Here is a 263-nt window from a genome sequence, read left to right as displayed (position 1 = left end):
TTCGCCGAAACAGCTTCGGCGTTGTAAGGTTAAGCCTCACGGTTCATTAGTATCGGTTAGCTCAACGCATCGCTGCGCTTACACACCCGACCTATCAACGTCGTAGTCTTCAACGTTCCTTCAGGACTCTCAAGGAGTCAGGGAGAACTCATCTCGGGGCAAGTTTCGTGCTTAGATGCTTTCAGCACTTATCTTTTCCGCATTTAGCTACCGGGCAGTGCCATTGGCATGACAACCCGAACACCAGTGATGCGTCCACTCCG

The 263-nt window shown here is 51.7% G+C and carries 1 rRNA gene; it reads right to left on the bottom strand.

From position 1 onward, the window contains the following. Positions 1-25: 25 nt before the first annotated feature. Positions 26-263, bottom strand: a 23S ribosomal RNA gene (locus tag ACERY3_RS25445); the annotation flags it as partial.

Source organism: Enterobacter cloacae complex sp. ESBL7, from assembly GCF_041679625.1.
Classification (GTDB): Bacteria; Pseudomonadota; Gammaproteobacteria; order Enterobacterales; family Enterobacteriaceae; genus Enterobacter; species Enterobacter asburiae_B.
This window is presented reverse-complemented; position numbering and strand designations above follow the sequence as displayed.